The following is an 8,791-nucleotide window of genomic DNA, read 5'->3' on the forward strand; positions in this document are numbered from 1 at the left end:
GGTGCGGCGCCGGTCTGCGCGAACCGCCAGTAGACTGCGTCAACGTGACTGCGAAGCCCCGTATCCCGAACGTCCTGGCAGGCCGCTACGCCTCCACCGAGCTGGCCACGTACTGGTCGCCCGAGCAGAAGGTGAAGCTGGAGCGCCGGCTCTGGCTCGCCGTGCTGCGGGCGCAGAAGGACCTCGGCATCGAGGTGCCCGACGGGGCGATCGAGGACTACGAGCGGGTCCTGGACACCGTGGACCTCGCCTCCATCGCCGAACGCGAGAAGATCACCCGGCACGACGTGAAGGCCCGCATCGAGGAGTTCAACGACCTCGCCGGGCATGAGCAGGTGCACAAGGGCATGACCTCGCGGGACCTCACCGAGAACGTCGAGCAGCTTCAGGTGCGGCTGTCCCTGGAGCTGGTGCGCGACCGCACGGTGGCGGTCCTCGCCCGGCTCGGGAAGCTCGCCGGGGAGTACGGCGAGCTGGTCATGGCGGGCCGTTCGCACAACGTGGCGGCCCAGGCGACGACCCTCGGCAAGCGGTTCGCGAGCGCCGCCGACGAACTGCTCGTGGCCTACGGGCGGGTCGAGGAGCTGCTGGAGCGCTACCCGCTGCGCGGCATCAAGGGCCCGGTGGGCACCGCTCAGGACATGCTGGACCTGCTGGGCGGTGACGCGGCCAAGCTCGCGGAGCTGGAGGAGCGGATCGCCGGGCACCTCGGCTTCGGCCAGGTGTTCACCTCGGTCGGCCAGGTCTACCCGCGCTCGCTGGACTACGAGGTGGTGACGGCCCTCGTGCAGCTCGCGGCGGCGCCCTCCTCGACGGCGAAGACGATCCGGCTGATGGCCGGCAACGAACTGGTCACCGAGGGCTTCAAGCCGGGCCAGGTGGGTTCCTCGGCGATGCCGCACAAGATGAACACGCGCTCCTGCGAGCGGGTCAACGGCCTGATGGTGATCCTGCGCGGCTACGCCTCGATGACCGGTGAGCTGGCGGGCGACCAGTGGAACGAGGGCGACGTGTCCTGCTCGGTGGTGCGCCGGGTCGCGCTGCCGGACGCCTTCTTCGCGCTGGACGGGCTGCTGGAGACCTTCCTCACGGTGCTCGACGAGTTCGGCGCCTTCCCGGCCGTCGTCGCCCGCGAACTGGACCGCTACCTGCCGTTCCTCGCGACCACCAAGGTCCTCATGGGCGCGGTGCGGGCCGGCGTGGGCCGCGAGATCGCCCACGAGGCGATCAAGGAGAACGCGGTGTCCACGGCGCTGGAGATGCGCGAGCGGGGCGCCGAGCGCAACGACCTGCTCGACAAGCTGGCCGCCGACTCCCGTATCCCGCTGGACCGTTCGGAGCTGGACGGGCTGATGGCGGACAAGCTGTCCTTCACCGGCGCCGCCGCCGACCAGGTCGCGTCCGTGGTCGCGCGCGTCGAGGCGGTCGTGAAGCAGCGTCCGGAGGCGGCCGGTTACACGCCCGGAGCGATCCTCTGAGCCCGTCCCGTCCGTCCCCCGAGGAGCTGGCCGCCGCGCGCGGCCGGCTCGTCCCGGACGTGCTGGCGCCGGGGCTGCGGGTGCTGTTCTGCGGGATCAACCCCGGTCTGCTCTCGGCGGTGAAGGGCCAGCACTTCGCCCGTCCGGGCAACCGCTTCTGGCCGGTACTGCACGCATCCGGTTTCACCCCCCGCCGACTGCGCCCGGACGAGCAGGAGTCGCTGCTGTCGTACGGGCTCGGCATCACCAACGTCGTGGAGCGGGCGAGCGCCCGGGCCGACGAACTGAGTGCGCAGGAGTACCGCGAGGGCGGCCGCGCGCTGACCGCGAAGGTGGCGCGGTACCGGCCCCGGTGGCTCGCCGTCGTCGGGATCAGCGCCTACCGTGTCGCGTTCGGCGACCGGCACGCGCGGATCGGCCCGCAGGAGACGGACATAGGCGGCGCCCGGGTGTGGGTGCTGCCCAATCCCAGTGGTCTCAACGCCCACTGGTCGCTCGCGACGATGGCCGAGGAGTACGGGCGGCTGCGGGCGGCGGTCGAGGCGGAGGACTGAGCGGCCGGCTCCCCCGCCTTCGGCACAATCTCCGGTGGGCCCTCGTCTCAGCTCTTGCGGGCCACCAGCCCGTACTGGGCGACCTGACGAGGCGGGGTGCCGTCCGGGGTCGGCTCGGGGCGCCAGTGGACGCAGGAGACGAGCCCCGGGGGCAGCAGTTCCAGGCCCTCGGCGAAGGAGGCGATCTCGGCGCCGGTACGGGCCGTGATCGGCGGGGTCGCGTGCTCGTTCCAGAAGGCCATCGCCTCGATGTTGCCGGCACCGCCGAGTTCGAGCGTCGGGTGGGTCAGGACGAGGTGACTGCCGGGGGCCAGGGCGTCCAGGAGGGTGCGGACGATACGGCGGGCCTCGTCGGTGTCGGGCACGAAGTTGAGGATGCCCAGGAGCATGAGGGCGACCGGCCGGCCGAGGTCCAGGCTGCTGGCGGCCTGTTCCAGGATCGCCTCGGGTTCACGGGCGTCGGCGTCGATGTACCGGGTGACGCCCTCGGGCGCCCCGGCCAGCAGGGCCCGCGCGTGGGTCAGCACCATCGGGTCGTTGTCGACGTAGACGACGCGGGCCTCGGGCGCTGTGCGCTGGGCGACCTCGTGGGTGTTGTCGGCGCTCGGCAGTCCGGTGCCGATGTCGAGGAACTGCCGCAGCCCCGCCTCGGCGGTCAGATGGGTGACCGCACGGCGCAGGAAGGCGCGGTCCGCGCGCGCCACCTCGCCGATGCTCGGGTACATCGCGGTGATGCTGTCGCCGACCCGCTCGTCGACCAGATAGTGGTCCTTGCCGCCCAGCCAGTGGTTCCACACACGGGCGTTGTGGGCCGTTCCGGCAGCCTGGCCCTCCTTGTCCGCGGTACGGGCGGGTCCACTGGTGTCGCTCACGTCCGGCCTCTCCGTCGTCGTCCGGCGCCCGCGCACGGCGGCGGTCCTTCGCGCCGGTGCATGGCGGGCATCCCCAAGGCCGCATCCTGCCATGCCGGTTGGGAGCCAGTGCGTCAGGGCGGGTCGACGTCGGTCACGAACGCCAGTAGACGTACCGGGAGTTCGGGGCCGGTACGCGCTATGCCCAGTCCGGCCCAGCGTTCGGCGCGGCGCCACAGGCACAGGTCCGGCACGGCCGCCGCGAGTTCCGCCCAGGGCGTCGGCACCGCCCCGGGTTCCTCCGCGGCACGCACGGCGAGGCTCCACAGCGCGAACCGCTGCGGCTGCGCCCAGCCCCGCGCCTCAAGCAGCGCCACGAGCCCGTCCCGCTCAGATTCGAACTGGTCTTCGATGACCTCGCGTTGCTCCTCGTCCGCTCCCGGCCCCGCGCCGCCCGTGAGCAGGACGGCGAGGTGGTGACCGGGGCCGGAGGCGAGGTGAGGGGTGCGGCCGGGCTCGCGGGGGAAGGGGAGCGCGCACAGCGACTCGATGGTCTCCAGGTGCTGTACCGCGCGGCTCATGGCCTCCAGTAAACCCGGCGGCCCCCGTCCCGGGAACAGCGCCCCGGGACAGGGGCCGGCGTCCTGCTCGCACGGGCTCGCGCGACGTGCTCAGGCGTCCCGGCGCAGCAGTCGCCAGCCGCCCGCGGCGAGGGCCGCCGCCGCCCACAGGGCGAGGACACCGAGGCCGGTCCAGGGGCCGAGCGGACCGCCGTCCGGATGCAGGTGCAGGGCGAGCTGACCGGCCCGGTCGGGCAGGAACCGGGCGGCGCCACCGGCCGAGTCCCCGATCACGAAGGGCAGCAGGAGCAGCAGCGGCACCGTGATGCCGAGGACCGCGACGCCGCTGCGCAGGAGGGCCGCGAGCCCCACGGCGCACCACGTGACGAGGGTCAGGTAGAGCGCGCAGCCCACGGTGGCCCGCCAGCCGGCCGCCGAGCCGAGGCCCACCGAGGCGTCCCCGGTCACCGCCGCCCCCAGCAGCGCGGAGGCGAGTCCGGCGAGCAGTCCGGCGGCGCACGCGTACGCGCCGACGACCGCGATCTTCGCCCCGTACCAGCGTCCGCGCTCCGGCACGGCGGCGAACGCGATCCGCAGTCCGCCGCCCCGGCAGTCGGAGGTCATCGCGAGGGTTCCGTGCGCGAGCGCCGCGACCTGGCCGAACAGGACGCCGAAGAAGGCGCTGAACAGGGGGTCGGTGTCGGCCTCGCTCGCGGCGCCCAGCGCCCCGAATCCGGCCGTGACGAGCGGGACGAGGAGGAGCCCGGCGCGCAGGGAGGGTAGCGAACCGTGCCGGACTCTCTCCGAGCGCAGTACGGCGGCGGTGGTGGTGCTCACGAGGTGGCCTCCTGGTCCGTGGGGGCGGTGGTGCGCTGCCGGGCCGGTCCGGACGCGCGATCGCTGCCCTCGTACTCGGTCTCCGTGCGGGTCAGTTCGAGATACGCCTGCTCCAGGGTGCCGTCCACGGCGCTCAGTTCGAGGATGCCGATGCCCTCGGTGGCGGCGATGGTCCCGACCTCGTCGGGCGGCAGGCCCTCGGCGGTCCAGGTGCCGTCGTCGGCCTCGCTCCTCGGCTCGTGGCCGCGGGCGCGCAGGGCCTGCGCGAGGCGGTCCGCGTCGGTGCTGCGGAAGCGCACGGCGGGCCGGGTCCCGCCTGCGACGAAGTCGCGCAGCGGGGTGTCGGCCAGCACCCGGCCCCGGCCGAGCACCACGAGATGGTCGGCGTAGCTCGCGGTCTCCTGCATGAGGTGGCTGGAGACGAGGACGGTGCGGCCCTCGTCGGCGAGTTCGCGCAGCAGGTGCCGCAGCCAGATGATGCCCTCGGGGTCGAGCCCGTTGGACGGTTCGTCGAGGATGAGGACGGCGGGGTCGCCCAGGAGGGCCGCGCCGATGCCGAGGCGCTGGCGCATGCCGAGCGAGAAGGAGCCCGCGCGGCGCCGGGCGACCTCGCCGAGGCCCACGAGGCCAAGGACCTCGTCGACCCGGCGTTCGGGCACCCGGTTGCTCGCGGCGAGGACCCGCAGGTGGTCGCGGGCGGTACGGGAGCGGTGCGCGGCGCCGGCGTCGAGCAGCGCCCCGACGTGCCGCAGCGGGTCCTTCAGCCGGTGGTAGGGCGTACCGCCGAGGGTCGCGGTGCCGGAGGTGGGCCGGTCGAGTCCGAGGACGAGGCGCAGGGTGGTCGACTTCCCCGACCCGTTGGGCCCGAGGAAGCCGGTCACCTTGCCGGGGCGGACGCTGAAGTCGAGGCGCTCCACGGCGCGGACGCGGCCGTACTCCTTGGTCAGCTCGTGCACGTCGATGCTGGTCATGACCTCAGCCTCGTGTCGGCGGGGCCCCGGCGCCTCCCCCGGGCGGGGGCGGCTTCTCCCCCGTGCGGGGGAACCGGTGGGCGCCGGTCGCGGTGATGATGGGGGCATGGCCGTCTCCTCCCTCTCGCGCGCGGTGCGCTCCTTCGCGCGTCCGGCGTTCAGCGGGCTGACGTACGCGCGCTGGCTGCACCTGGCGATGGTGACCGCGTGGCCGTCGCTGCTCATGTTCGTCTTCGCGGACCCGCTCACCACAGCGGCGGTGAGCGCGGTGTCGCTCGCGATCGCCGCGCTGTTCCCCGGGATGCGTACCGCCGAGGCGTTGCAGGCGCGCTTCCTGCTGGCGCGGCAGGGCCCGGACGGTTCGCGGCCGCACATCGACGTGTCGCCCTCGCGCGGCGCGCGGGACCGCTGGCGGCTGGTGCTGTGGCTTGAGACGCGCCTGGTGGCCGGCGCGGTGGTGTCGATCCTGTCCGTCCATCTGCCCGGCATCGCCCAGGCCTTGTTCACCGGTGCCGCGCCGGCGGGGTTGCCGCCGGTACCGCACGGCGGCTGGTGGCCGGTGCTGACTCCGGTTCCGCTCCTCGCGCTGTACGGGGTCGTGGTGGGCGCGGGCCGTGTCATGGCGGTCCTCGCCGGGCGGCTGCTGGGCCCCTCGCCGCAGCAGCGGTTCGCCGCCTTGGAGGCGCGGGCCGAGCAGTTGCAGGAGCGCAACCGGATCGCCGCCGAGCTGCACGACTCGATCGGGCACGCGCTGACCGTCGCCGTCCTTCAGGCGGGGGCGGCGCGGACGGCGGGCGACGCCGGGTTCACCGACCGGGCGCTGGCCGCGATCGAGGAGACCGGGCGGGCGGCGCTGGACGATCTGGAGCGGGTGCTGCGGGTGTTGCGCGATCCGGGGCAGGGCGGGGGCGGGCGGCCCACGCTGGAGCAGGCGAAGGTCCTGTTCGACTCGGCGCGCGGGGCGGGCGCCTCGGTGGACGTGGAGGTGAGCGGGGCACTGGAGCGGCTGCCGGGCACGGTCTCGCGCGAGGGGTACCGGATACTTCAGGAGTCGCTCACGAACGTGCTGCGGCACTCGGGCCCGGTTCCGGTACGGGTGCGGATCGCGGTGGCGGACTCGCTCGCCCTGGAGGTCAGCAATCCGCTGCCCGGGGCCAGGCTCCCCTTCCCCGGCGGGGGTACGGGGCTGCGAGGAGTCGAGGAGCGGGTCGCGCTGCTGGGCGGCGTGGTGCGGGCAGGCAAGGAGGAGGACGAGTGGCGGGTGAGGGTGTCGCTGCCGCTGGACTGAGCGGTGCGGGTCCTGGCGTGCCCGAGGGGGCGCGGCAGGCGCCTCGCGGCGCGACGGTGACGGTGTTGCTGGTGGACGACGAGCCGCTGGTACGGGCCGGACTGCGGGCCGTCCTGGAGGCGCAGCCCGGTATCGAGGTGGTGGGCGAGGCGGCGGACGGGGCGGCGGTGGTCCCGCTGGTGCGCCGGCTGCGGCCGGACGTGGTCGCCATGGACGTCCGGATGCCGCTCATGGACGGGATCGAGGCGACCCGCGCGGTCCTCGCCTTCGTGGACCGCCCGCCGAAGATCATCGTCGTGACGACCTTCGAGCAGGACGAGTACGTCTACGCGGCGCTGCGCGCGGGCGCGGACGGCTTCCTGCTGAAGCGGGCCAGGCCCGCCGAGATCGTGCACGCGGTGCGGCTGGTGGCCGAGGGCGAGTCACTGCTGTTCCCGGCCGCCGTCCGGGCGCTCGCGGCGACGTACGGCAACGTGCGGGCGCGTACGGCCATGGAGCGCGCGGAGCTGACCGGCCGTGAGGAGGAGGTGCTGCGGCTCATGGCGCGGGGCCTGTCGAACGCGGAGATCGCCGCCCGGCTCGTGGTCGGGTCGGAGACGGTCAAGAGCCATGTGAGCGCCGTCCTGGCCAAGCTGGGGGCGCGGGACCGCACCCAGGCGGTGATCGCGGCGTACGAGTCGGGGTTCGTGTCCCCGGGCTGATCTCCGCGCCCCGGACGGCGGCTGTTTCCACAGGCCGGGCCCGCGCCGGGCGGTGGCGTCCGGAAGAGGATCGTCCGCCCCCGGGGTGCTGTGCGTCACGCCGTTGATAACAGGGCTGTGTACCTGCGGCCCCGAACCCTCCCGGCGCTCCCCCCGGCCTTGTACGATCCGGCCATCACGCGTGCGAGCTGGGAGGACGGGACCTTGGGGCAGCTGACCGGCGGGGATCCCTCGCTGCTGCGGCGGATCAACTCGGCGGTGGTGCTGCACACGCTGCGCGGCGGGACCCGTACGACGCTCACCGAGATCGCCCGGGTCACCGGGCTGTCCCGGCCGACCGTCGAGGGCGTCGTGGACGATCTGGTGGCCGGCGGGCTGGTCGTGGAGACGGCGGCCGAGGACGGCGGTGCACGCCGGCAGGGCAGGCCGGCCCGGATGTTCCGGTTCCGCGCCGAGGCCGGGCACCTGCTGGGTCTGGAGATCGGTCCGCGCCGGGTCGCGGCCATGCTCGCGGACCTGGACGGGCGGATTCTGGGCACCGCGGCGAAGGACGTGGACGCCTCCGACGCGGCCGACGAGCGGATCGACCGCCTGCGCGGGGCCGTCGCCGAACTGCTGAAACGGTGCGGGGTGGCCCGCAGTTCGCTGCGCGCGGTCGGGGTGGGCAGCCCGGGCATCGTGGAGGCGGACGGCACGGTCCGGCTGGGCACGGCGATGCCGGAGTGGACGGGGCTGCGGCTCGGGGAGCGGCTGCGCCGTTCCTTCCGCTGCCCGGTGCTGGTCGAGAACGACGCGAACGCGGCGGCCGTCGCCGAGCACTGGAAGGGCGCGGCGAAGGACAGCGACGACGTGGTGTTCGTGCTCGCGGGGCTGAGCCCGGGGGCGGGTTCGCTGATCGGGGGCCGGCTGCACCGCGGCTTCGGCGGGGCGGCCGGGGAGATCGGCGCGCTGCACCTGCTGGGCCAGGAGGTCACCCCGGAAACGCTGCTCTCGACCACGGACCGGCCACTGCATCCGCTGGACGAGCGGGCGGTGGCCGAGGTGTTCGCGCTCGCCCGGGGCGGGGACGCGGGGGCGCGGGCGGCGATGGACCGCTTCATCCAGCGCCTCACGCACGATGTCGCGGCCCTGGTGCTGGCCCTGGACCCGGAGCTCGTCGTCATCGGTGGCTGGGCGGCCGGTCTGGACGGCGTACTGGAGCCCTTGCGCCGCCAGTTGGAGAAGTACTGCCTGCGCGCCCCCCGGGTGGAGCTGTCCATCCTCGGGGAGGCGGCCGTCGCGACCGGGGCGCTGCGCGTGGCGCTGGACCACGTCGAGGAGGAGCTGTTCGCGGTCGAGAGCACGGTATCGGCCCGGCGCCACTGAGGGCGGTGCCGGCCCGGCGCCACCACGTGCGCGGCGGGCACTACCGGCCGCGCGCCGCCCGCACCACCGAGCGCCGGACGGGTCCCGGCCCGGCGTGCCGGGGGGCCGGCAGGAACGCCCGTGGCGGCTCCCCGGCCATGTCCGGGGAGCCGCCACGGGCGGGGGGCGCTGGGGCCTGTCTTCAAA

General features: G+C 74.4%; 9 protein-coding genes. 5 read left to right on the forward strand and 4 right to left on the reverse strand.

Translation table 11 applies throughout. The annotated features are described in order from the left end of the window. The first annotated feature begins 44 nt into the window (after positions 1 to 44). Together purB and mug are read left to right on the forward strand one after the other, a co-directional pair. The gene (gene purB, locus AB0J21_RS21375; protein WP_363147618.1) at positions 45 to 1,478 is read left to right on the forward strand and encodes an adenylosuccinate lyase; all 1,434 of its coding nucleotides are present in this window, start codon (positions 45 to 47) and stop codon (positions 1,476 to 1,478) included. Beyond that, a complete protein-coding gene (gene mug / locus AB0J21_RS21380; RefSeq protein WP_363147647.1) occupies positions 1,475 to 2,032 on the forward strand; it encodes a G/U mismatch-specific DNA glycosylase in 558 nt (185 codons plus the stop codon). The genes purB and mug overlap by 4 nt, the downstream gene beginning before the upstream one ends. Before the next feature lie 47 nt (positions 2,033 to 2,079). Here mug and AB0J21_RS21385 read toward each other — a convergent pair whose 3' ends face one another. The 4 genes from AB0J21_RS21385 to AB0J21_RS21400 form a co-directional block, all read right to left on the reverse strand. Continuing rightward, positions 2,080 to 2,904: an SAM-dependent methyltransferase gene (locus AB0J21_RS21385; protein WP_363147619.1), complete on the reverse strand. Its 825-nt coding sequence runs from the start codon at positions 2,902 to 2,904 to the stop codon at positions 2,080 to 2,082. A 113-nt stretch (positions 2,905 to 3,017) separates the two neighbouring features. Then, positions 3,018 to 3,464, reverse strand: coding sequence for a hypothetical protein (locus AB0J21_RS21390; RefSeq protein ID WP_363147620.1), 447 nt, complete (start codon positions 3,462 to 3,464; stop codon positions 3,018 to 3,020). Positions 3,465 to 3,554: 90 nt separating this feature from the next. Then, positions 3,555 to 4,280, reverse strand: a complete 726-nt coding sequence (locus AB0J21_RS21395; RefSeq protein WP_363147621.1) for an ABC transporter permease — start codon at positions 4,278 to 4,280, stop codon at positions 3,555 to 3,557. Continuing rightward, entirely contained in the window at positions 4,277 to 5,251 is a 975-nt protein-coding gene (locus AB0J21_RS21400) for an ATP-binding cassette domain-containing protein (RefSeq protein WP_363147622.1), read from the reverse strand. Before AB0J21_RS21400 ends, AB0J21_RS21395 begins: the two co-directional genes overlap by 4 nt. A 106-nt stretch (positions 5,252 to 5,357) precedes the next feature. On the opposite strand from AB0J21_RS21400, the gene AB0J21_RS21405 reads away from it, so the two are divergent. The 3 genes from AB0J21_RS21405 (at position 5,358) to AB0J21_RS21415 (ending at position 8,605) form a co-directional block, all read left to right on the forward strand. Then, entirely contained in the window at positions 5,358 to 6,539 is a 1,182-nt protein-coding gene (locus AB0J21_RS21405) for a histidine kinase (RefSeq protein ID WP_363147623.1), read from the forward strand. A 56-nt stretch (positions 6,540 to 6,595) separates the two neighbouring features. Then, a complete protein-coding gene (locus AB0J21_RS21410; protein WP_363147648.1) occupies positions 6,596 to 7,240 on the forward strand; it encodes a response regulator transcription factor in 645 nt (214 codons plus the stop codon). Positions 7,241 to 7,444: 204 nt separating this feature from the next. Then, positions 7,445 to 8,605, forward strand: coding sequence for an ROK family transcriptional regulator (locus AB0J21_RS21415; RefSeq protein WP_363147624.1), 1,161 nt, complete (start codon positions 7,445 to 7,447; stop codon positions 8,603 to 8,605). The last annotated feature ends 186 nt before the right edge of the window (positions 8,606 to 8,791 follow it).

The organism is Streptomyces sp. NPDC049954 (genome assembly GCF_040656295.1).
Taxonomy (GTDB): Bacteria; Actinomycetota; Actinomycetes; order Streptomycetales; family Streptomycetaceae; genus Streptomyces.